Raw genomic sequence first — 22,219 nt, forward strand, 5'->3', positions numbered from 1 at the left:
GCGGAAACCGGCTCGCAGGCCGTGGGGGGCGCCCGACTAGCATCGACGGGCCTCGGGCGGTCGGCGCCCGAGCTCGACAGATCCCCAGGAGGTTTCCCGTGTCCGCGCCCGCTTCTCGTCCTGCGTCCGCCCCGGTCCGGGTGCCGGCCGGGACGACCGCCGGCACCGCGGTACGGGAGGCGGGCCTGCCCACCACCGGGCCGTCCGCGGTCGTCGTCGTGCGCGACGCAGACGGGCAGCTGCGCGACCTGGCCTGGGCGCCGGAGTCCGACGTCGAGGTGGAGCCGGTCCCGGCCGACACCGACGAGGGCCGCAGCGTCATCCGCCACTCCGCGGCGCACGTGCTCGCGCAGGCCGTGCAGCAGCTGCACCCGGAGGCGAAGCTGGGTATCGGCCCGCCGATCGCCGACGGCTTCTACTACGACTTCGACGTCGACCGGCCGTTCACCCCGGACGACCTGCGCAAGCTCGAGTCGGCGATGAAGAAGATCATCAAGTCCGGCCAGCGGTTCTCCCGCCGCCGCTTCGACTCGCGCGACGAGGCCCGCAAGGAGCTCGCCCACGAGCCCTACAAGCTGGAGCTGATCGACCTCAAGGGCGCCCCCGGCGAGGACGTCGTGGAGGTCGACGCCTCCGGCGAGCTCACCATCTACGACAACGTGCACGCCCACACCGGCGAGACCGTCTGGTCGGACCTGTGCCGGGGCCCGCACGTGCCCACCACCCGCTACATCCCGGCGTTCAAGCTGATGCGCTCCGCCGCCGCGTACTGGCGCGGCGACGAGAAGAACCCGCAGCTGCAGCGCATCTACGGCACCGCGTGGGAGAGCCAGGAGGCCCTCGACGCCTACCTGCAGCGGCTGGAGGAGGCCGAGCGCCGCGACCACCGCCGCCTCGGCGCCGAGCTGGACCTGTTCTCGTTCCCCGACGAGATCGGCTCCGGCCTCGCGGTGTTCCACCCGAAGGGCGGGGTGATCCGCAAGGAGCTGGAGGACTACTCGCGGCGCCGCCACGAGGAGGCGGGCTACGAGTTCGTCAACACCCCGCACATCACCAAGGCGCAGCTGTTCGAGACCTCGGGGCACCTGTCCTGGTACCGCGAGGGCATGTACCCGCCCATGCACCTCGACGAGGAGCGCGCCGCCGACGGCACCGTGCGCAAGCCCGGGCAGGACTACTACCTGAAGCCGATGAACTGCCCGATGCACAACCTGATCTACCGCTCGCGCGGGCGGTCGTACCGGGAGCTGCCGCTGCGGCTGTTCGAGTTCGGCAGCGTCTACCGCTACGAGAAGTCGGGCGTGGTGCACGGGCTCACCCGGGCGCGCGGCTTCACCCAGGACGACGCGCACATCTACTGCACCCAGGAGCAGATGCAGGGCGAGATCCGCTCGCTGCTGCAGTTCGTGCTCGACCTGCTGCGCGACTACGGCCTCGACGACTTCTACCTCGAGCTGTCCACCCGCGACCCGGAGAAGTCGATCGGGTCCGACGAGGACTGGGAGCGCGCCACGAACGCGCTGCGTGAGGCCGCCGAGGCCAGCGGGCTCGACCTGGTGCTCGACCCGGGCGGCGCCGCCTTCTACGCCCCCAAGATCAGCGTGCAGGCCAAGGACGCGATCGGGCGCAGCTGGCAGATGTCGACCATCCAGGTCGACCTGATGGAGCCGGGGCTGTTCGACCTGGAGTACACCGCGGCCGACGGCTCCCGCCGGCAGCCGGTGATGATCCACCGGGCGCTGTTCGGGTCCATCGAGCGGTTCTTCGGCGTCCTCACCGAGCACTACGCCGGCGCGTTCCCGGCGTGGCTGTCCCCGGTGCAGGTCGTGGCGATCCCGGTCACCGACGAGCAGGTGCCCTACGTCGAGGACGTCGCACGGCAGCTCAAGGCGCACGGGGTCCGCGTCGAGGTGGACGCGGGCGACGACCGGATGCAGAAGAAGATCCGCACCCACACCCTCCAGAAGGTGCCGTTCCTGCTGCTCGTGGGCGGGCGCGACCAGGAGGCGGGCGCGGTGAGCTTCCGGTTCCGCGACGGCAGCCAGCTCAACGGGGTCCCGGTCGCCGAGGCGGTGACCACGGTCGTCGACTGGATCCGCAGCCGCAACAACGCCTCGCCGAACGCGGACGCCCTCGCCGCCACGTCCTGAGGCGTCCTTAGGATCGGCGCATGAGCGAGTCGGGCGAGCCGACCTACGAACCGCGTGACGGCGTCGGCACGCCCGACGGGTTCCGCAGGCTCTGGACCCCGCACCGGTTGGCCTACATCAAGGACGCCGGTACGGAGGGCTGCCCGTTCTGCCGCATCCCGAAGCTGCCCGACGAGGAAGGGCTCGTCGTGGCCCGCGGCACGACGGTGTACGCGGTGCTCAACCTGCACCCGTACAACCCGGGGCACCTGATGGTGCTGCCGTACCGGCACGTCGCGGAGCTGGAGGACCTCGAGCCGGCGGAGTCGCACGAGCTCATGTCGTTCACCCAGGCGGCGGTGCGGGCGATGAAGCGGGTGGCGGCGCCGCACGCGTTCAACGTCGGGATCAACCTGGGCGCGGCGGCGGGCGGCTCGCTCGCCGAGCACCTCCACCAGCACGTGGTGCCGCGCTGGGGCGGCGACGCCAACTTCATCGCCGTGATCGGGCAGACGAAGGTGATCCCGCAGCTGCTGTCGGAGACGCGGGCGCTGCTCGCCGAGGCGTGGCCGGCGCCCGACCCGGCTGAGCATCGCCCACCGTGTGAACGGCAGTAGGCTTGGCAGGGTAGAGGCGGGTCGCCGCCCCGGCGATCAAGCAGGAGTCCATGCTCAACGTCTTCGCCCGCGTGCAGGTCAACCGCGCGACCGAGCCCGTCGGCCGGTGGCTGGTCGCGCGGAAGGTCACGCCTGACGTCGTCACGGTGGTCGGCACCGTCGGGTCGGTCGCCGCGGCGCTGTGGTTCCTGCCACAGGGCCAGCTGTTCGCGGGCGCGGCCGTGGTCGCGCTGTTCGTGCTGCTCGACCTCGTCGACGGGGCGATGGCGCGGGCCCGCGGCTACAGCACGCCGTTCGGGGCCGTGCTCGACTCCACCTGCGACCGCATCGCCGACGGCGCCCTCTTCGCCGCCCTCACCTGGTGGTGCCTGGGCGTCGGCGGGGAGCGGGGGCTCGGCGTCGCGGCGCTGCTGTGCCTGGTGTCGGGCCAGATCGTCTCCTACATCAAGGCACGGGCCGAGGGGGCGGGCCTCTCGGCCGACGGCGGCCTCGTCGAGCGCGCGGAGCGGCTGATCGTCGCCCTGGTCGGCTCCGCGCTGCACGGGCTCGGCGTGCCCTACGCGTTGCACGTGGCGCTGTGGCTGCTCGCGGCCGCGTCGGTGTGGACGGTCGGCCAGCGGCTCGCGGCGGTGCACCGCAGCGCCCGGGACGCGCAGGCCGGCCCCGTTCCACCCGACCCGGCCCAGAACCCGTGAGCGCCGCCCGCCTGAGCCCGCAGCCGGCCCGGGAGCGGCTGGCCGACCTCCAGTACGCGCTGGCGTGGCGGCTCGCCCGGGCCCTGCCGGCCGGGGTGACCGGACGCGCGTTCCGGCTCGCGGCCGACCTCGCCGCCCTGACCGGGGCCGGCCCGGCCCAGCGGCTGCGGCGCAACCTCGCCCGGGTCGTCCCCGACGCCTCGCCCGCGGAGCTGGACGCGCTCGTGCGGGACGGCCTGCGCAGCTACGCCCGCTACTGGTGCGAGATGTTCCGGCTGCGGCCCGGCGACGCCGCGGCGGTACACGCCCTGATGGACCGGGGGATGAGCGGCACCGGCCCGTTCTACGCCGCGCTGGCCGAAGGCCGCGGCGTGGTGTTCGCCGTGCCGCACAGCGGCAACTGGGACGCCGCGGGCGTGTGGGTCGTCGAGACGCTGCGCCGGCTCGGGCGCGAGCCGGTGTTCACCACCGTGGCTCAGCGGCTGCGCCCCGAGTCGCTCTACCGCCGGTTCCTCGCCTACCGCGAGGCGCTCGGGTTCGAGGTGGTCCCGGCCGAGGCGGGCACCGCCGCCCACCGGGCGCTCACGCGGCGGCTGCGCGCGGGCGGCGTGGTGTGCCTCGTCGCCGACCGGGACCTCACCGGCTCCGGCATCGAGGTCTCGTTCTTCGGCGAACCCGCGCGGTTCCCGACCGGGCCCGCGCGGCTCGCGGCGCTCACCGGGGCGGTGCTCATGCCCGCCTACCCCCACTTCAGCCCGGACGGGTGGGTGGTGCCGATCGCGGACCCGATCCCGGTGGACCGCACCCCGCACGCGGTGGCGAAGGCCACCCAGGCGATCGCCGACGCGTTCGCCGACCTCATCGCGCAGGCACCACAGGACTGGCACGCGTTGCAGCCGCTGTGGACGGCCGATCGGGAGCCCCGGTGAACGCGCAGGGCCCGCTGCGGGTGGGCATCGTCTGCCCGTACTCCCTCGACGTCCCGGGGGGCGTGCAGGCACACGTCGTTGGCCTCGCGGCCGCCCTGGAGCGGCTCGGGCACAGCGTGAGCGTGCTCGCGCCCGCCGCGGAGGGCACGGCGGTGCCGGGGTTCGTCACCCCCGCCGGGCGCTCGGTCGGCGTGCCCTACAACGGCTCGGTGGCGCGGGTCGCGTTCGGGCCGCTCACCTACGCGCGGGCCCGTCGCTGGCTCACCGAGCACACGTTCGACGTGCTGCACCTGCACGAGCCGACGACGATCAGCGTGTCGGTGCTGGCGCTGCTCGCCGCCGAGGGCCCGATCGTGGTCACCTTCCACACCGCCACGGAGCGGTCGCGGGCGCTCGCGGCGTTCGGCGGGGTGCTGCGGCCGCTGATGGAGAAGGTCACCGCGCGGATCGCGGTGTCGCCGGTCGCCCGGCGGGTCCAGGTCGAGCACCTGGGCGGCGACGCCGTCGAGATCCCCAACGGTATCGACGTGGGTGCGTTCGCGCGCGCGGCGCCGCTGCCCGGGTACCCGCTGCAGGGCACGGTCGGATTCCTCGGCCGCTTCGACGAGCCCCGCAAGGGCATGTCGGTGCTGCTGGACGCGGTGCGGCGGCTCGCGCCCACCCGGCCCGACCTGCGGGTGCTGGTCGCGGGCAGCGGAGACGCGGAGTGGCTGCGCCACCGCGCGGGCCCGGTGGCCGACCGGCTCGACATCCTCGGCCCGGTCGACGAGCCCACCAAGGCGGCCGCGCTCCGCTCGGTGGAGGTGTTCTGCGCCCCGCACACCGGCGGCGAGAGCTTCGGGATCGTGCTCGCCGAGGCCATGGCCGCCGGGGCGCCGGTGCTCGCGAGCGACCTCGACGCGTTCCGCGCGGTCCTGGGCGAGCCCGAGCCCGCCGGGGTGCTGTTCCCGGCGGGGGACGCGGCCGCGCTGGCCGAGCGGCTCGCGGCGCTGCTCGACGACCCGGCGCGGCGGGCCGCGCTCTCGCGGGCCGGCCGGGCGCGGGCGGCCGCCTTCGACTGGCCCGCGGTGGCCGCGGCGGTGCTGCGCGTGTACCGCGCCGCCATCGCCGCCGACCCGCGGCGGATCCCGATCGGAGGGGCGCGATGACGCTGCTCGCATGGCTGCTCGTCGTCCTCGCGGTGCTCCTCGTCGCCGCGGTCGTCGTCCTGGTCACCACCCGGGCGCGGCGGCTGGACCGGCTGCACGTGCGCATCGACGCCGCCCGCACCGGCCTGGAGGCGGCGTGCGAGCGGCGGGCGAACGCGGCGCTCGCGGTCGCGGACGTGCTCGCGGGCCTGGCCGGCGAGCGGGAGCGCGCCGCGGGGGTGCGCGCCGCGGCGCTCGGGGTGCGCGCCGAGCGGGTCGGCGACGGCGACCGGGAGGTCGCGGAGAACGCGCTCACCCGCGAGCTCGCGGCCGTCCCGCGGGGGCCGCTGCCGCCGGACGTGCGGGCCGAGCTGGAGGAGGCCGAACAGCTGCTCGTCATCGCCCGCCGGGTCTACAACGATGCGGTGCGCGACACCCGCGACCTGCGTTCCCGGCGGTTGGTGCGCTGGCTGCACCTGGCGGGGACCGCGCCGATGCCCACCTACTTCGAGATCGCCGACCCCGGCCCGGGTGTGACGACGGCCGCCCGATGAACGGGCGGGCGGGCCCACCCGGCTGACGTACCATCGGGTGGATCGCAAGCCGTCGAAGCGAGAGGTAGACCCGCCGTGTCGTCCCCCGAGAAGGCCACCACCGAACCCGCGCAGAACGAGTCGGTGCTGGGCACCGCGCGCGTCAAGCGCGGGATGGCGGAGATGCTCAAGGGCGGCGTGATCATGGATGTGGTCACCCCGGAGCAGGCGAAGATCGCCGAGGACGCCGGGGCGGTCGCCGTCATGGCGCTCGAACGGGTGCCCGCCGACATCCGCGCCCAGGGCGGCGTGGCGCGCATGAGCGACCCCGACATGATCGAGGGCATCATCAACGCCGTCTCGATCCCGGTGATGGCCAAGACCCGCATCGGGCACTTCGTCGAGGCGCAGGTGCTGCAGTCGCTCGGCGTGGACTACATCGACGAGTCCGAGGTGCTCACCCCGGCCGACGAGGCCCACCACATCGACAAGTGGGCGTTCACCGTGCCGTTCGTGTGCGGCGCCACCAACCTCGGTGAGGCGCTGCGCCGCATCGCCGAGGGCGCGGCCATGATCCGGTCGAAGGGCGAGGCGGGCACCGGCAACGTCGTCGAGGCCACCCGGCACATGCGGGCGATCCGCTCGGAGATCCGCAGGCTGACGACGCTGGACGAGGCCGAGCTGTACGTGGCCGCCAAGGAGCTGCGCGCACCGTACGAGCTGGTGGCCGAGGTCGCCAAGGCGGGCAAGCTCCCGGTGGTGCTGTTCACCGCGGGCGGCATCGCCACCCCGGCCGACGCGGCGATGATGATGCAGCTCGGCGCCGAGGGCGTGTTCGTCGGCTCGGGCATCTTCAAGTCCGGCGACCCGGTCAAGCGGGCCGAGGCCATCGTCAAGGCCACCACGTTCTACGACGACCCCGACGTCGTCGCGAAGGTCTCCCGCGGGCTCGGCGAGGCGATGGTCGGCATCAACGTGGCGGAGCTCCCCGAGGAGCAGCGGTTGGCCACCCGCGGCTGGTGAGCGGCGGCTGAGGGTCACGCCGACAGGTCCACCTCGGTTCCGACCCCCTCGGTCCGGGCCCGGGCCGGACCAGCAGGAGCTCCGCGGTGGCGAGGTCCTGCAGCCCGGGGCCGACGGAGTCGAAGAGGGTGATCTCCGCCTCGGACGTCCGCCTGGGGCCGTGCGCGGGCCGAGCAGCAGCGCCGTCACCACCACCACGGCGACGCAGCCGTAGCCGAGCGCGGTCTGCCCGAACTGCGCCGGGCCGAGCACGGGCACGTCGTGCAGCAGCGGGACCTCGACCCGGTCGAACGCCGGCACGACGGCGCCGCGGTCGGTGAGCACGTGCCGGGCGCCGAAGGCCGTCGCGGCCGGGGACGCCGAGTGCGCCGCCCGGCTGATGTTCGAGCACGTCAACTCCGGGCGGGAGCAGAGCATCGAGCTCACGAAGGGGTGGGCGGCGGTCGACCCGGTCGAGGCCACCCGCAGCAGACGCCGCCGAACCGGGGACGAGCGTGTTCACCGGGCCCTTCGCTCGATCGGGTCGAGTTCACCCCCCGGTGAGGTGACCGGGGCGGCCCCGGTAGTGGTCGCCGCTTAACGTCCGCCCTGTCCGAGTTGTGACTCGAGGGGCGGGAGTGACGGATGAGGCGGTCCCTGACCATCGCGGCCATCGTCGGGGCGGTCGTGCTCGGCAGCGCCTCCACCGCCGCGGCACAGCCGCCGCAGGACCCGCCGCCACCGCCCGCGACGCCCGGCACGTCGCGGGGCCACGAGACCAGCGCCGCGTTCCTGCACAACTGGGGGGAGCCGGTCCGCGTCGAGGAGTTCGACGGGCGGCTCGGCCCGGGCTGGAACGTCTACGACGGGCCCGGGCACGCCGGGAAGGGCAGGCGCACCCCGTCGGCCATCAGCTTCGCGGACGGGATCATGACGATCACCGGGAGCCCCGAGGGGGACACCGCGGGCATGGGCTGGGAGCCGGGCCAGATGTACGGCCGGTGGGAGGGCCGGGTGAAGGCGCCGGCGAGCGACGAGTCCTACAACGCGCTGCTGTTGCTGTGGCCGGACGCGGAGGACTTCCCGGTGGGCGGCGAGATCGACTTCATGGAGATGCTCGACCACACCCGTCAGAAGACGAACATCTTCCTGCACTACGGCAAGGACAACGACCAGATCTCCGGCGAGGTGGAGATCGACGCCACCCAGTGGCACAACTGGGCGGTGGAGTGGGCTCCCACCCACATCGCCGCGTTCGTGGACGGCAAGGAGTGGTGGCGCACCGAGCGCACCGAGATCTTCCCGCCGCGCCCGATGCACCTGTGCGTGCAGCTCGACTGGTTCCCCGAGGACGCCGTCGGCGAGGTGCAGGAGTCGTACATGCTGGTCGACTGGGTCAAGCAGTACCGGTACCCGGGCACCGAGGAGGCAGAGGGCGCCCCGCTCACCGAGGGCAGCCCGGACGGGCCGAGGTCGTCCCAGCGGGCGCAGTCGGGCGCAGCGCGCTAGATCGCGGGGGCTTGCGGGCGCCGGTGGGGCTACCGGCAGAGTGAACCCCCGTGGAGGCGAGTGACGGCCCGTCGGTCGGGTCGCTCCTACGGCGGTGGCGCGCCCGGGCGCTGCTCACCCAGGAACAGCTGGCGGAGCGGGCCGGGCTGAGCGTGCGGACCATCCGGCGGCTCGAGTCCGGCGGTCCGGCGGGACGCGCCCAGCGCAGTTCCCTGCAGCTGCTCGCTGACGCGCTGCACCTCGACGAGGCCGACCGGGCCGCGCTCGCGGCGGCCGCGGACGGCGCCCCGACCGCGGCCGAGGTCCCCGAGCCGGCCGCCGGCGCGGTCCCGCGGCAGCTCCCGGCGGGCGTGCCGGGGTTCGTCGGCCGGGACGCCGACATCGCGCTCCTCGACAAGATCATGGCCGTCGACGGCGCCGGGGGCGACGCCGCGCCGGTCGTCATCTCGGCGGTCGACGGGACGGCGGGGATCGGCAAGACGGCGCTCGCCGTGCACTGGGCGCACCGGGTGAAGCAGCACTTCCCGGACGGTCAGATCTACCTGAACCTGCGTGGGTACGGCCCCGGCGAGCCGGTCGAGCCGTCCGACGCCCTCGCCGCGATGCTGCGCGCCTCGGGGGTCGACCCGGATCGGATCCCCGCGGGCGTCGACGAGCAGTCCGCGTTGCTGCGCAGCACGATGGCCGGCCGACGGGTGCTGGTCGTGCTCGACAACGCTCGCGACAGCGCGCAGGTGCGGCCGCTGCTGCCGGGCAGCGGGGCGTACGTCCTCGTGACGAGCAGGCGGAAGCTGCGCGCGCTGTCGGTGCACCACGGGGCCCGCACCCTCACCGTCGACCTGCTGCCGGAGCAGGACGCGCTGGAGCTGCTCGCCGAGGCGGTGGGCCGGGAACGCGTCGCCGCCGAACCCGAGGCGGCGACGCGGATCGTGCGGCGGTGCGCGTGCTTGCCGCTCGCGCTCCGCCTGGCCGCCGAGCGGGTGGGTGCGGCCCCGGGCGCACCGCTGCGGGAGCTCGCGGCGGAGCTGGACGACCACCGCGGCCGGCTCGCCGCCCTCTCCGTCGACGACAGCCCGGACACCGACCTGCAGTCGGTCTTCTCCTGGTCCTGCGACGCGCTCGACCCCGAGGCCGCCCGCATGTTCGACGTGCTCAGCCTGCACCCCGGCGGCCGGGTCGGCGTGCGGGCCGCGGCCGCGCTCGCCGGCGTCGCCCCGGCGCGGGCGGTGGCGCCCCTGCGGCGGCTGGTGGACGCGAACCTGCTCGAGGAGCGGTTCCCCGGGCGCTTCGAGCTGCACGACCTGCTGCGCGAGCACGGCCGCGCCCGCGCCGAGCGCGACCCCGAGCTGTGCACGCGGGCCCGGGGCCGCCTGCTGCAGTGGTACGTCCACTCCGCGGTCGCGGCCCGGGCCCACGTCGTGACGACCCCGCACGACATGCCGATCCCTCCCGAGCCACCGGGCGGCATCGAGCCCGAGCGGTTCACCGACCACCGCGCCGCCGTCGCGTGGCTCGACGCCGAACAGGACGCGATGGTCCAGGTCGCCCGGTGGGGCGACGACGCCGACCAGCGGCGGGCCGCGGCCGCGCTCGGCCAGCTGACCTGGCACCACTTCTACATGCGGGGTCTGTGGCACCAGATGCGGGTGATGGGGGAGGTCGGCGTCGAGCACGCGGTCGCCGTCGGCGACGCCCTCCTCGAGGCCAAGATCCGCAACGGGCTCGGCCAGCCGTACGGCCACCTCCCCGGCTGCGCCGACGAGGCGATGCGGACCTGCGAACGCGCCCTCGCCATCTTCGAGCGGCTGGGCGTGCGGCACGGGCAGGCGGCGTGCCTGCTCAACCTCGGTGCGGGCTACAGCACGTCGGGTCGCCACGGCGAGGCACGGGCGGCGCTGGGGCGGGCGAGGGACCTCTACCTGCAGGACGGCAACGAGCTCTACGCCGCGTTCGCGGAGAACAACCTCGCCATCGCGCTCGTCGAGCTCGGCGAGCTCGACGAGGCGCTCCGGACCGCGCAGCACGCCCTCGAGGTCATCCGGGGCGGGGCGGAGCCGTTCCGGCTCGTGCCGGTGTTGAACCGGCTCGGCGAGGTGCACGCGGCGCGGGGCGAGGACGCGCTCGCCGTCCAGGCCTACCGGGAGGCGGTGGCGGCGGCCGACGAACTGGACGTCAGGTACGAGGTGATCCCGACGCGGGTCGCGCTGGGGCGGCAGTTGTCCGCGGCCGGGGCCCACGAGGAGGCGATGCGGGTGTGGCGGGAGGCGCACCGGCTCTGCCTCGAGCGCGGCGACCCGACGACCGAGGAGGTCGAGCGGCTGCTCGGCATCCGGTAGATCTCAGACGTACTCCATCACCAGCACCGCTGCTGCCCCCGGGGTGAGCGCGGCGTAGGTGTGCGGGCGGTCGCCGGGGAAGCGCGCGTAGTCGCCCACGCCGAGCTCCACCTCGCCGCCGACCGGCCCGGCCCGCCACCGCCCCGCCGTGACGACCATGTGCTCGACGGTGCCGGGGATGTGGCTGTCGGCCTCCCGGTCGGGTCCCGGCTCGGCCGTGATGACGTGCAGGTCGCGCCGCACGCCGGGGGGACAGGCGGCGAGCAGGGTGCTGGCGAACGGGGCGCGTTCCGACGCGATCGCCGTGCCCTCGCCCGCGCGCAGCACGTGCACCGGCGCCGTGGGCGGGTCGACCAGCCTGCTGAACGGGACCTCGAGCGCGACGGCGAGCGCCCACAACGTCTCCACGCTGGGGTTGCCGGTGCCCGCCTCCAGCTGGGACAGCGTCGACTTGGCGATGCCTGCGCGGCGGGCGAGCTCGGTGAGCGAGATGCCGAGCCGCTCGCGCTCCCTGCGCAGCGAGGCCGCGATGACCGAGAGCGGGCCCGTTCGATCCATCGGACTCCTTGTTCGACTTGACGAACACGCGTGCGTCGTTCACTGTATCGGACATGCGTTCGCTGACCCGAACACTCCGGTCGGACGACGTCCGGGACGCGCTCGCGCTGGCCGCGGCGGTCGGGGTCGTCGGCGCCTCCTTCGGCGCGCTGGCCGGCACCGCGGGGGTGTCGTTCACCCTGATGGTCGCGCTCTCGGTGGTGGTGTTCGCCGGCGCGTCGCAGTTCCTGGTCGTGGCCGTGGTGGCCGCGGGCGGCAACGTGTTCGCCGCCGTGGCCGCCGGGCTGCTGATGAACGCCCGGCACGTCCCGTTCGGCCTGGCGATCGGCGGCACCATCGCCGACCGCTGGCCGGCCCGGCTGCTGGGCGCGCACCTGCTCGTCGACGAGACCGTGGCGTTCTCCCGGGCCCGGGGGAGCGGCCCGCGCGCCCGCGCCGCCTACTGGACCTGCGGGATCCTGCTGTTCGTCTTCTGGAACACCGGCGCGATCGTCGGGCGGTTCGCCGGATCCGCCATCCCGGACCCGGCCGCGTTCGGCGTCGACGCCGCGTTCCCGGCCGCGCTGCTCGCCCTGCTGCTGCCCGCGCTGCGGAAGGCGGACGCCCGGCGGGTCGGGGCGGCCGCGGCCGTCGTGGCCCTCGCCGCCACCCCGTTCCTGCCGGCGGGCGTGCCCGTGCTCGTCGGTCTCCTCGGGCTGCTGGCGGCGCGCACCGTGCGACAGGAGGCGTCATGAGCTGGTCGGCCGTGCTCGTCCTCGGCGTCGGTACCTACCTGATGCGGCTCGTCGGGATCGTCCTGCGGGACCGGCTGGCGATGCCGCAGCGCGTCGAGCGCTACCTCGACCTCGGCGCCACGGCGCTGCTGGTGGCGCTCGTCGCCACCGCCACGCTCACCGAGGGCGGCGGCTTCGCCGGCTGGGCGCGGCCGGCCGGGGTGCTGGTCGGCGCCGTGGCCGCGTGGCGACGGGTGCCGTTCGTGCTGGTGGTCGTGCTCGCCGCCGCGACCACGGCGGGCCTGCGCCTGCTCGGGGTCCCGTGAGCGCGCGCGGATCGCCCACGACCGGGCACGTCCTCCGGCGCCGTTGGGCCCTGAGCGGCCCTACACCTCGCCGGCGGTGCGGTCAGCGGACTCCGGGAGCGGAAGAAGGAGCAGACCAGGCAGCGCATCGCCGCGGTGGCGCTGCGGCTGTTCGCGGAGCGGGGCTACGAGGCGGTGACCGTCAGCGATGTCGCCGAGGCCGCCGAGGTGGCCAAGGCCACGCTCTTCACGTACTTCCCCACCAAGGACGCGCTCGTCCTGGACGGCGTGGCCGACGACGACCTGGCGGGGATCGTCGCCCGCCGGCCCCCCGGCCGGTCGCCGCTGGACGCGCTGCGGGCCCACTACCGCGCGGCGGCGGCGACCGAGGCCGCCGCCGACTTCGACGCCCTGGTGACGCGGGTGCGGGTGATCCTGGACAGCCCCACGCTGGCCGGCGCTGTCATGAGCCGGCTCGACCGGCAACGCCACGCGCTCGCGCTGGAGTTGACCGAAGCGTACGGCGAGCCCGCCGCCGCGATCGTCGCGGCGCAGATCGTCGCGGCGTGCAACGCCGTGCGGGAGCTGTACCTGCAGCGTCTGCGCGCCGGCGCCTCGTCCCGGGAGGCGGGCCGGCGCCTGGCCGAGGACGTGGAACTGGCTTTCGACCTGCTGCAGCACGGCTGCCGCCCACAGGAAGGACGGTGAGATGCGGGCTCGAGGCATCAACTACGACACCGGCACGTTCCCGGGTGGGCAGCTCACCCGCACGACCTTCGCGCCCGCGACGGTGCGGGACGAGATGGCCGTGATCGCGGGCGAGCTGCACTGCGACGCGGTACGCATCTGCGGGCGCGAGCCGGAACGGCTGGGGGCGGCGGCCGGCGCCGCCGTCGACGCGGGGCTGGAGGTCTGGTTCTCGCCGTTCCCGGTGGACCTCACACCGGAACAGATGCTGCCGCTGTTCGCCGACTGCGCGCGGCGCGCCGAGGCCGTGCGGCGGCGCGGCGCCGAGGTGGTGTTCGTCGCCGGGTGCGAGCTGAGCACGTTCGGGACCGGCTTCCTCCCCGGCGACACGTACCTGGCCCGGCTGCAGGCGATGACCACTGCCGACATGGCGTGGTGGACCTCGCTGGGGCCGGTGCCGGAACGACTCAACGACTTCCTCGCCCAGGCGGCGGCGACCGTCCGCGCCGAGTTCGGCGGGAAGGTCACCTACGCGTCCGGCCCGTGGGAGGCCGTCGACTGGGACCCGTTCGACGTCGTCGGCGTCGACGCCTACCGGACCGGTGCCGACGGCGACGGCTTCCGCACCCACCTGCGGGAGTTCTTCCGGCACGGCAAGCCGGTGGCGGTCACCGAATACGGCACCTGTGCCTACCGCGGCGCCGCCGACCGCGGCGCCATGGCCTGGCAGCCGCCACCGGACGCCGTGCCGGACGAGGACGAGCAGGTCCGCTACCTCACCGAGCTGCTCGACCTCTTCGAGGAGGAAGGCGTCGACACCGCGCTGTGGTTCTCCTTCGCCAACTACGACAAGCCCGCCGCGCGGGACATCGCCTCCTACGGCGTGGTGCGCGTGCTCGACGAGACGCGCTGGGAGCCGAAGAAGGTGTTCCACGCGATGGCGGCGCGGTACGACCGTCGCTGATCCGTCGGCCGTCCGGCTGTCCAGCCGCCCGGGCCGGTGGATCAGCCGTCGCGCTTCAGCAGCGGTGATCCGACGGCGGTCAGTGGCCCGGTGCCACGTCGTAGCGGGCGAACCGCCGCGTGAACGTCGCCGAGCCCGCGGTGAGCGCCCGCAGGTCCACCGCGTAGCGCAGCAGCTCGACGCTCGGGACCTCCGCCTGCACCAGCGTGCGGCCGGGGCCGGCGACGTCGGTGCCCATCACCCGCCCGCGCCGCCCGGACAGGTCGCCGAGCACCGAGCCCAGGTGCTCGTCGGGCACCCGGATCTCCACCTCGTCGTACGGCTCGAGCGTCACCACGCCGCACGCCTGCGCCGCCTCGCGCAGCGCGAGGGCACCCGCGGTCTGGAACGCCGCGTCGGACGAGTCGACGCTGTGCGCCTTGCCGTCCACGAGCGTGGCGCGGAAGTCGACCACCGGGTAGCCGTCCTCGGTGACCCCGCGCTCGGCCTGCGCCCGGATCCCCTTCTCGACGCTGGGGATGAACTGGTTGGGGATGGCCCCGCCGAAGATCTTGTCGATGAACTCGATGCCCGATCCCCGGGGGAGCGGCTCGAACTCGACGTGGCACACGGCGTACTGGCCGTGGCCACCGGACTGCTTGACGTGGCGGCCGGTGACCCGCGCCTTCTTCGCCAGGGTGGTGCGCATCGGCACGCGGACCGGCTCGGTGTCGACCTCCGCGCCGCCCGCCCGCAGCCGGGACAGCACGACGTCGGCGTGCGCCTCGCCCATGCACCAGAGCACCGTCTGGTGGGTCTCCTGGTTGCGTTCCAGGCGCAGGGTCGGGTCGGCGGCCACGATCTTGGCGAGGGTCTTGACCATCGCGTCCTCGTCGCCGCGCGTGCGGGCCACCACCGCGACCGGCAGCAGCGGCTCGGGCAGGTCCCAGCACGACAGCAGCAACGGGTGGTCGGCCGAGGAGACCGTGTCGCCCGTCTCGGCGGTGCCGAGCTTCGTGAGCGCGCAGATGTCGCCCGCGATGCACGCGTCGACCTCGCGGAGCGTCGCGCCGAGCGGGGTGTAGACGTGCGCGAGCCGCTCGTCGGCGTCGTGCCCGTCCGGCTCACCCGTGCGCTGGGTGGGGATGCCGCTCGGGTGGCCGCTCACGTGCACCGTCGACTCGGGTCGCAGGGTGCCGGAGAACACCCGCACCAGCGACACCCGGCCGACGTAGGGGTCGGCGGAGGTCCGCACGACCTCGGCGGCGAGCGGGCCCTCCGGGTCTGCGGTGAGCGGCGGGTGCTCGGCACCGTCGATGCCGGTGACCTGGGGCAGCGGGTGCTCCAGCGGCGACGGGAACCCGCCGACCATCACCTCGAGCAGCGCGTCGAGCCCGATGCCGGACGCCGCGCAGACCGGGATGACCGGGTGGAACGTGCCGCGGGCGACCGCGGTCTCCAGGTCGTCGATGAGCGTCTGGAGCTCGATGTCCTCGCCGCCGAGGTAGCGGTCCATGAGGGTCTCGTCCTCGGACTGCTCGATGATGCCCTCGATCAGCGAGGCTCGCGCCTCCTCGGCGCCGGGCGGGGCCTGCCCGGCCGGGGTCTGGGAGAGCAGGCCGTACAGGCCGGTGAGGGTGTCGCCGTCGCGCAGCGGGAGGTAGAGCGGGGCGACGCCGTTGCCGAACGCCTCCTGGCAGGCGGCGATGGTGGCCTCGATGTCGGCGCGCGGGTTGTCGCACCGGGCGATGACCACCGCGCGCGGCATGCCCACGGCGGCGCACTCCTCCCACTGGGCGACGATCGTGGGGTCGATCGGGCCCTCGCGGCCGGCGCTCGCCGGCACGACGAACAGGGCCGCGTCGGCGGCGCGCAGCCCCGCGCGCAGCTCACCGACGAAGTCGCCGTAGCCGGGGGTGTCGATCAGGTTGATCTTGGTGCCCTGGTGGAACAGGGGAGCGACGGACAGGGCGACCGATCGCTGCTGGCGGACGGCGGCCGGGTCGTGGTCGCAGATCGTGGTGCCGTCGAGCACCGTGCCCGCTCTGGGGATCTCGCCGGTGTGCGCGAGCAGCGCCTCCACCAGCGTCGTCTTCCCGGACCCTGACGGTCCGACGAGAACCGCGTTGCGCAGCCGGGACGGATCGCTGACGGTGGGGGCCGTCCCACGGCTCCCCGCGCGCTGCCCGGCGTCTGCTCTGACCGCCATCGAGGACCACCTCCGCGACGCTGCGTGTGACGTGTTGGCCATCACACACCCGTCCCACAGCGGCCACAACCCCTGCCGGCGTGCTTCGACCGGCAGGGGTTGTGGCGGCGGTGCGGCTTCGGCTCACGCGCGCGGGCGGGTGGCCGCCGCGAGCACCTGCGCCACGGCGAGGAAGGCGAGCGCGACGCCGACGCCCACCCCGATCACCGCGACGCCCCCGGCGCGGCTCAGCGTCGGCAGCGCCACCAGCAGCACGAAACCGCCGAGGGCGCGCAGGCACGCGATCATGAGCAGCGCGCCGCGGGGCGGCTCGGCGACCAGCCAGGCCAGCGCGACCCACATGAGCACGGCCGGCGTCGCCAGGAACAGCAGCCCGATCACCACGAGGAGGACGGCCATCAGGCGGTCGATGGCCTCGGCGCGCTCGGAGGACAGCCAGACGACGCCGCCGCCGACCACGAGGAGGGCGAACAGGCTCACGGCGCAGGTGGCGATCCCGCAGAGGACGAGCGCGGCCATCGGCCTGCGGGCGGGTGCCCCGGGGGGCGCCTCGACGGGCCGGGTCATCGCGATCGCCCCGTCAGGCCCGCTGCGCGGGGAACAGCAGCTCGGTCTGCTGGCGGCTGACCCGCCGGACGATCACGGCGAGCAGCGCGATCATCGGCAGGACCACCAGCACCAGCACCGTGTTGCCCAGCGCGATGCCCAGGAAACCCTGCAGCGCCTCGCGGCCTCCCTCGACGAGCGAGCCGTCCGGGTCGTAGGTGAGCGTGTACTCCGGGCGCACGTACCTGGTGACCAGACCGGCGACCGCGTTCCCGATCAACAGCCCCCACCACACCCGGACGAGGCGGAGGGTCGCGTCGGCGGGGCGGTGCGGGCTGCTACCGGCGACGATGTCCTCGAGGATCGGCCGCGACCACCAGTAGTTCGCGAACGGGACGAACAGGCCGCCGACGGAGAAGGCGGGGGAGAACCGGAACCGGTACCCGGGCGAGAGGATCCCGGCGTTGGTGCGGGCGCGGTGGACCCAGACGAGCAGGACGACGGCGGCCGCCACCGCGAACGGGGCGGCGACCAGCAGGAGGGACAGGGGCCCGGCGAACGGCGAGTACTCCGCCCAGAACTCCTCCCCGGTGATCCGGCCGCTGACGTGGTCGGACAACAGCCGGTAGTCGGACCAGTCCACGTAGAGGCTGCTCGCGTACGCCAGGCCGCTGAGGCCGAGCAGCACGGCGGTGGCGGTGCCGAGCCCGTCGACCCGTCGCGGCCGGGTCGTCGCGGCGGACGGCACCGTGGACGCGGCGGGCACCGTGGTCGGGGCGGGGTCGGGGGCGGTGGTCATGCCTACCTCCTCGGGCGCGGGGCTCGTGACACCGCGGACGACCTGGGTCGACGTCGATCCGTTGGGAGCTGTGGCGCACGTCACGCCATGGTGGCGTCGATAAGGTGCGGGGGTGCCAGTTCCCGGTCCCGGATACGCGATCACCGCGCGGGTCGAGGTGCCCGCCTCGGCCAGCGCGGCGGGCGACCTCACGATGGCGGTGGGCCGCGCCGGCGGCGTCGTCACCGCGTTCGACGTGGTCGAGTCCCACACCGCCACGCTCGTCGTCGACATCAGCTGCAACGCGCTGAACGAGGAGCACGTCGGCGAGATCACGGCGGCGCTCGAGGCGCTGCCCGGCGTGCGGGTGCGCAAGGTCTCCGACCGCACGTTCCTCGTGCACCTCGGCGGGAAGCTCGAGGTGCAGTCGAAGGTGACGCTGCGCAACCGCGACGACCTCTCCCGCGCCTACACCCCGGGCGTGGCGCGGGTCTGCCAGGCGATCGCGGCGAACCCGGCCGACGCGCGCCGGCTCACGATCAAGCGCAACACGGTCGCCGTCGTCACCGACGGGTCGGCCGTGCTCGGGCTGGGCAACCTCGGCGCCGCGGCCGCGATGCCGGTGATGGAGGGCAAGGCGGCGCTGTTCAAACGGTTCGCGGGCGTGGACGCGTGGCCGGTCTGCCTCGACACCCAGGACACCGAGGAGATCATCCGGACCGTCCAGATCCTCGCCCCCGCCTACGGCGGCATCAACCTCGAGGACATCGCCGCGCCGCGCTGCTTCGAGATCGAGGCCCGGCTGCGGGAGCTGCTCGACATCCCCGTGTTCCACGACGACCAGCACGGCACCGCGGTCGTCGTGCTGGGCGCGCTGCGCAACGCGCTGCGCGTCGTCGGCAAGGACCTCGCCGACTGCAAGGTCGTCGTGTGCGGGGTCGGCGCGGCGGGCTCGGCGATCATCCGGCTGCTGAAGTCGAACGGTACGGCGCCCGGTGACGTCGTCGCCGTCGACATCGCGGGCATCGTCCACCGCGACCGCCCCGGCCTCGACGCCAACCTGCGGTGGATCGCCGACAACACCAACGCCGAGCGGATCACCGGCACGCTCGCCGACGCGCTCGTCGGCGCGGACGTGTTCATCGGCGTCTCGGCGCCCAACCTCTTCGGCGCCGACGAGCTCAAGACGATGAACCGCGACGCGATCGTGTTCGCGCTGGCCAACCCCGAGCCCGAGGTCGACCCCGCCATCGCCACCGCGCACGCCGCCGTCGTCGCCACCGGCCGGTCGGACTACCCGAACCAGATCAACAACGTGCTCGCGTTCCCCGGCGTGTTCCGCGGGCTGCTCGACGCCCAGGCCCGCGACATCACCGACGCCATGATGGTGGCGGCGGCGCACGCGATCGCGGACGTCGTGGCCGAGCCGAACCCGTCGTTCATCGTGCCGAGCGTGTTCGACGCGGCCGTCGCGCCCGCGGTCGCCGAGGCCGTGCGCGAGGCGACGCAGCAGCAGGACGTCGCCCCCGTCTGAGGCGCGAGTCGCGGTGTGAGCCCTGGCGAGTCGCGGGCTGGGTGTCGGCGAGTCGCGCGCTGAGCCCCGGCGAGTCGCGCTCGTAGCTCGGCGAGTCGCGCTCTGGGTGAGTCGCGGTGTGGGTGCGCGCTCGTCGCGCAGCCGGCGAGCGGGCGAGTCACGCTGCCGGGTACCGGCGATACCTGACCGCGTGCACGAGCCGCCGACCGACCGGCGCACGACCCGACGGGGCGAGCTCGTCCGAACCCCGCCCCGTCTGCAGCCGGGCCGCGACTCGCCCGCGGTGGGCCCGCGACTCGCCCGCGGTGGGCCCACGACTCGCCCGCGGTGAGGCAGCGAGTCGTGCGCGCTGAGGCCGCGACTCGTGCGCGCTGAGCCCGCGACTCGCCGGGGCTGGGGGCGCGACTCGCGCGCGCCGAGGCCGCGACTCGCGGGGGCCACGTAGGCTGGAGGCGTGGTTCCGGTGATCGGGGTGCTCGCGCTGCAGGGTGACGTCCGCGAGCACGTGGCAGCGCTCACAGCCTGCGGCGACGTGGGGGCGGTGCCGGTGCGGCGCCCCTCCGAGCTCGACGCGGTGGACGCCCTCGTGATCCCGGGCGGCGAGTCCACCACGATGAGCCGGCTGCTGCAGACCTTCGACCTGCTCGACCCGCTCCGCAAGCGCATCGTCGACGGCATGCCCGCCTACGGCTCGTGCGCCGGGATGATCCTCCTGGCGAGCGAGGTCCTCGACGGGCGGCCCGACCAGCAGCAGCTCGGCGGTCTCGACGTCGTGGTGCGCCGCAACGCGTTCGGCCGCCAGGTCGACTCGTTCGAGACCGACCTCGACTTCGCCGGCCTCTCCGGCGGGCCGGTCCGCGCGGTGTTCATCCGGGCGCCGTGGGTGGAGTCGGTCGGCCCGGCCGTCGAGGTGCTCGCCACGGTGCCGGCGCGCACCCTCTCCGGCGCCGACGCCGGCGCCGCGGCCGGCCGCGTGGTCGCGGTGCGGCAGGGCTCGGTGCTGGCCACCGCGTTCCACCCCGAGCTCACCGGCGACCTGCGCGTCCACGGCCTCTTCTGCGAGATGGTCAAGGCCGCGGCCGGCTGACGGTCACAGCCGCGCGAGCGCGGCGTCGAGCTCGTCCAGGCAGGCCATGGCCGCCGACACCGAGTAGCCGTCCCACCAGGCCACCGGATCGAGCTCGACCACCCGCCCCGCGCGCACGGCGGGCAACTGCTGCCACAGCTCGCCCGAGGTGTACCGCTGCGCGGTGGCCGCGGCGTCGACGGCCGACCCGCCCCCGCCCACGAAGTAGAGCAGCACGTCCGCGTCGGCGGTGACGCCCACGGTCTCGTCGGTGAGCGACACGTAGGTGGCGCTCGGGCCGGGCGTGTCGGTCGACGGCGGGCGGCGGATGCCGGCGTGCGCGAGGATCGAGGCGCCGAAGATCTCCCCGCGCACGATCCGCAGCTCCGACGACGTGAAGCGCAGCAGCGCGACCGTCGCGCCCGCGATCAGGTCCGCGTGCCGCGCCGCGACGTCGGCGACCCGCGCCGCGTACCGGGCGAGCCCCTCCTCGACGCGGGGGAGCGCGCCGAGCACGTCGCCGATGGCGCGCACCGACTCGCGCCAGTCCTGCCCGGCGCCCGCGTTGCGGTAGGCCACGGTGGGGGCGATCCGGCTGAGCTCGGGGTAGGCCGGTTCCACCCGCGGGACGTTGCCGATGATGAGGTCGGGCCGCAGCGCCGCGACGCGTTCGAGGTCGAGCTGGTTGAACCCGAGCGGCTCGAACCCCGGGGGCGGCGCGGGCACGTACGGCGGGACGGAGACGGCGCCGTCGAGCGTCTCGGACGCCACGAGCGGCGCGCCCAGCTCGAGGCCGACCTGGAGCGCACCGTTGGAGTCCAGCGACACGACCCGCTGCGGGGCGACCGGCACCTCCGCGGTGCCGAGGGCGTGGACGACCGTGCGGGTGCGACCGGGCTCGAGCGCGGGCTCGGGTGCGCCACCGCAGGCGGTGAGCAGCGCGGCCAGCCCGGCGGAGGTGATCAGCGTGCGCCGGGTGAGCTCGCTGCGGAGCGCGTCGAGGCCCGGCTCGTCGGGGGCGAGGAGGAGCGGCACGGCATGATGTTAGGTGAGGCTGGCCTGAGTCGGTGGGGTCGGGATCGCGATGCCCGCCGCCGGTACCATCGACGAGTTCTGTGCACGGCGAAGGGACTTAGACGGTGAGCGGCCACTCCAAATGGGCGACCACGAAGCACAAGAAGGCCGTCATCGACGCTCGGCGCGGCAAGATGTTCGCCAAGCTGATCAAGAACATCGAGGTTGCCGCACGCACCGGTGGCGGTGACCCCGACGGCAACCCGACGCTCTACGACGCCATCCAGAAGGCGAAGAAGAGCTCGGTGCCCAACGACAACATCGAGCGCGCCATCAAGCGCGGGTCGGGTGTCGACGCGGGTGGCGCCGACTACCAGACGATCACCTACGAGGGCTACGGCCCCAACGGCGTCGCCATCCTCGTCGAGTGCCTCACCGACAACCGCAACCGCGCCGCCACCGAGGTGCGCCTCGCGATGACCCGCAACGGCGGGACGATGGCCGACCCGGGCTCGGTGGCCTACCTGTTCAACCGCAAGGGCGTGGTGATCGTCCCGAAGAACGGGCTCACCGAGGACGACGTGCTCACGGCCGTTCTCGACGCGGGCGCGGAGGAGGTCAACGACCTCGGGGAGAGCTTCGAGGTCGTCTGCGAGGCCGGCGACCTCGTCGCGGTGCGCACGGCGCTGCAGGAGGCCGGCATCGACTACGACTCGGCCGAGCCCACGTTCCTGCCGTCGATGTCGGTGCCGCTCGACGCCGAGGCGGCCAAGAAGGTCTTCCGGCTCATCGAGGCGCTCGAGGACTCCGACGAGGTCCAGAACGTCTACGCGAACTTCGACGTCTCCGACGAGGTCATGGCCGAGGTCGGCTGACCCGGGCCGCCCGACTCGCCGGACTCCACCCGCTCCGAGCGCACCTCACCCCGCCGGCGGTGTGTGAAGCACATCCCGGGTGTGTGGATTCGCCTCGGCGGCCGGCGGGCCCGC

21 protein-coding genes are annotated in these 22,219 nt (G+C 74.4%); 16 read left to right on the forward strand and 5 right to left on the reverse strand.

The genetic code is table 11. From position 1 onward, the window contains the following. Positions 1-98: 98 nt before the first annotated feature. The 9 genes from thrS (at position 99) to VKZ81_RS34155 (ending at position 10,877) form a co-directional block, all read left to right on the forward strand. The gene (thrS, locus tag VKZ81_RS34115) at positions 99-2,150 is read left to right on the forward strand and encodes a threonine--tRNA ligase (protein ID WP_324245892.1); all 2,052 of its coding nucleotides are present in this window, start codon (positions 99-101) and stop codon (positions 2,148-2,150) included. A gap of 20 nt (positions 2,151-2,170) precedes the next feature. Further along, positions 2,171-2,746: an HIT family protein gene (locus VKZ81_RS34120; RefSeq protein ID WP_324245893.1), complete on the forward strand. Its 576-nt coding sequence runs from the start codon at positions 2,171-2,173 to the stop codon at positions 2,744-2,746. Between the two features lie 50 nt (positions 2,747-2,796). Beyond that, positions 2,797-3,441 carry a phosphatidylinositol phosphate synthase gene (gene pgsA, locus VKZ81_RS34125; protein ID WP_324245894.1) on the forward strand — a complete coding sequence of 215 codons (645 nt, stop codon included), beginning with the start codon at positions 2,797-2,799 and terminating at the stop codon, positions 3,439-3,441. Beyond that, positions 3,438-4,370, forward strand: coding sequence for a phosphatidylinositol mannoside acyltransferase (locus tag VKZ81_RS34130; protein WP_324245895.1), 933 nt, complete (start codon positions 3,438-3,440; stop codon positions 4,368-4,370). Before pgsA ends, VKZ81_RS34130 begins: the two co-directional genes overlap by 4 nt. A 14-nt stretch (positions 4,371-4,384) precedes the next feature. Then, entirely contained in the window at positions 4,385-5,518 is a 1,134-nt protein-coding gene (locus tag VKZ81_RS34135) for a glycosyltransferase family 4 protein (RefSeq protein WP_324246008.1), read from the forward strand. Continuing rightward, a complete protein-coding gene (locus VKZ81_RS34140; RefSeq protein ID WP_324245896.1) occupies positions 5,515-6,051 on the forward strand; it encodes an NUDIX hydrolase in 537 nt (178 codons plus the stop codon). Before VKZ81_RS34135 ends, VKZ81_RS34140 begins: the two co-directional genes overlap by 4 nt. A 75-nt stretch (positions 6,052-6,126) precedes the next feature. Next, positions 6,127-7,053 (forward strand): pyridoxal 5'-phosphate synthase lyase subunit PdxS, encoded by a 927-nt coding sequence (gene pdxS / locus VKZ81_RS34145; protein ID WP_324245897.1) that lies wholly within the window; start codon positions 6,127-6,129, stop codon positions 7,051-7,053. Positions 7,054-7,677: 624 nt separating this feature from the next. Next, complete coding sequence (locus VKZ81_RS34150) at positions 7,678-8,541, forward strand: glycoside hydrolase family 16 protein (protein WP_324245898.1); 864 nt, start codon at positions 7,678-7,680, stop codon at positions 8,539-8,541. Between the two features lie 50 nt (positions 8,542-8,591). Continuing rightward, on the forward strand, positions 8,592-10,877 hold the full coding sequence (locus VKZ81_RS34155) for an ATP-binding protein (protein ID WP_324245899.1): 2,286 nt from the start codon (positions 8,592-8,594) through the stop codon (positions 10,875-10,877). Positions 10,878-10,880: 3 nt separating this feature from the next. Here the strand turns inward: VKZ81_RS34155 and VKZ81_RS34160 are convergent, their stop codons facing one another. Continuing rightward, the gene (locus tag VKZ81_RS34160) at positions 10,881-11,435 is read right to left on the reverse strand and encodes a helix-turn-helix domain-containing protein (RefSeq protein ID WP_324245900.1); all 555 of its coding nucleotides are present in this window, start codon (positions 11,433-11,435) and stop codon (positions 10,881-10,883) included. 53 nt (positions 11,436-11,488) lie between these two features. Between VKZ81_RS34160 and VKZ81_RS34165 the strand changes: the two genes are divergently transcribed. The 4 genes from VKZ81_RS34165 (at position 11,489) to VKZ81_RS34180 (ending at position 14,104) form a co-directional block, all read left to right on the forward strand. Further along, positions 11,489-12,169 (forward strand): AzlC family ABC transporter permease, encoded by a 681-nt coding sequence (locus VKZ81_RS34165; protein WP_324245901.1) that lies wholly within the window; start codon positions 11,489-11,491, stop codon positions 12,167-12,169. Beyond that, entirely contained in the window at positions 12,166-12,474 is a 309-nt protein-coding gene (locus tag VKZ81_RS34170; protein ID WP_324245902.1) for an AzlD domain-containing protein, read from the forward strand. Before VKZ81_RS34165 ends, VKZ81_RS34170 begins: the two co-directional genes overlap by 4 nt. A 135-nt stretch (positions 12,475-12,609) precedes the next feature. Further along, entirely contained in the window at positions 12,610-13,161 is a 552-nt protein-coding gene (locus VKZ81_RS34175; protein WP_324245903.1) for a TetR/AcrR family transcriptional regulator, read from the forward strand. A gap of 1 nt (position 13,162) precedes the next feature. Then, positions 13,163-14,104, forward strand: coding sequence for a glycoside hydrolase family 113 protein (locus tag VKZ81_RS34180; protein ID WP_324245904.1), 942 nt, complete (start codon positions 13,163-13,165; stop codon positions 14,102-14,104). 79 nt (positions 14,105-14,183) lie between these two features. On the opposite strand, the gene VKZ81_RS34185 is transcribed toward VKZ81_RS34180, so the two are convergent. From VKZ81_RS34185 to VKZ81_RS34195, 3 genes are all read right to left on the reverse strand, one after another. After that, the gene (locus VKZ81_RS34185; protein WP_324245905.1) at positions 14,184-16,292 is read right to left on the reverse strand and encodes an elongation factor G-like protein EF-G2; all 2,109 of its coding nucleotides are present in this window, start codon (positions 16,290-16,292) and stop codon (positions 14,184-14,186) included. A gap of 123 nt (positions 16,293-16,415) precedes the next feature. Beyond that, positions 16,416-16,859: a hypothetical protein gene (locus VKZ81_RS34190; protein ID WP_324245906.1), complete on the reverse strand. Its 444-nt coding sequence runs from the start codon at positions 16,857-16,859 to the stop codon at positions 16,416-16,418. Positions 16,860-16,872: 13 nt separating this feature from the next. Continuing rightward, positions 16,873-17,637: a DUF4328 domain-containing protein gene (locus tag VKZ81_RS34195; protein WP_324245907.1), complete on the reverse strand. Its 765-nt coding sequence runs from the start codon at positions 17,635-17,637 to the stop codon at positions 16,873-16,875. A gap of 112 nt (positions 17,638-17,749) precedes the next feature. On the opposite strand from VKZ81_RS34195, the gene VKZ81_RS34200 reads away from it, so the two are divergent. Next, positions 17,750-19,150, forward strand: coding sequence for an NAD-dependent malic enzyme (locus VKZ81_RS34200; RefSeq protein WP_324245908.1), 1,401 nt, complete (start codon positions 17,750-17,752; stop codon positions 19,148-19,150). 454 nt (positions 19,151-19,604) lie between these two features. Then, a complete protein-coding gene (gene pdxT / locus VKZ81_RS34205; RefSeq protein WP_324245909.1) occupies positions 19,605-20,237 on the forward strand; it encodes a pyridoxal 5'-phosphate synthase glutaminase subunit PdxT in 633 nt (210 codons plus the stop codon). Between the two features lie 3 nt (positions 20,238-20,240). On the opposite strand, the gene VKZ81_RS34210 is transcribed toward pdxT, so the two are convergent. After that, the gene (locus tag VKZ81_RS34210; RefSeq protein ID WP_324245910.1) at positions 20,241-21,251 is read right to left on the reverse strand and encodes an ABC transporter substrate-binding protein; all 1,011 of its coding nucleotides are present in this window, start codon (positions 21,249-21,251) and stop codon (positions 20,241-20,243) included. Between the two features lie 104 nt (positions 21,252-21,355). On the opposite strand from VKZ81_RS34210, the gene VKZ81_RS34215 reads away from it, so the two are divergent. Then, entirely contained in the window at positions 21,356-22,105 is a 750-nt protein-coding gene (locus tag VKZ81_RS34215) for a YebC/PmpR family DNA-binding transcriptional regulator (protein WP_324245911.1), read from the forward strand. The last annotated feature ends 114 nt before the right edge of the window (positions 22,106-22,219 follow it).

This window comes from Pseudonocardia sp., from assembly GCF_035305885.1.
In the GTDB taxonomy this organism is placed as follows: domain Bacteria; phylum Actinomycetota; class Actinomycetes; order Mycobacteriales; family Pseudonocardiaceae; genus Pseudonocardia.